Raw genomic sequence first — 428 nt, 5'->3', positions numbered from 1 at the left:
TGTAATAATCCCTTTACGCGCGTAGTGCATTTGCGAGACATTTTGGCCTGCTTTTGCCTTGCGCGGCTGACGCTTGTATTCAAAGCGGAGGCCTTCTAGCGTCAGGTTTTGATCACGAACATTTGCATACTCAGAGCTAAAGCCTTCAAGTAACTCTGTATCATTACGCTCAAGAATCCACTTTTCTCTTAAGGGACTTAATCCAAGCCGTACATCAATTTCTTTATTCGGGTCGGTATAAGGGCCAGAGGTATCGTAAACACGAACAGGCGCATTTGGCTCTTCCGTACCGTCCTGCAACTTAGTTGGCGTCAACGCTATTTCACGCATCGCAACCTGAATATCGTCACGACTGCCTTTGACATAGATCTTTGTAGAAGCAGGAAAAGGCGTAGTCGAAAGCTCGTCTACTTTTGCGGTTTTACTGA

Annotated in this window: 1 pseudogene; it reads right to left on the bottom strand. The window is 46.0% G+C overall.

The annotated features are described in order from the left end of the window. Positions 1 to 428, bottom strand: a pseudogene (locus A3751_RS01505) (phosphomethylpyrimidine synthase ThiC); the annotation flags it as partial.

This window comes from Oleiphilus sp. HI0080 (assembly GCF_001635135.1).
Note: the sequence above shows the minus strand (reverse complement) of the source record. Positions and strands in the feature narration are given on the sequence as shown.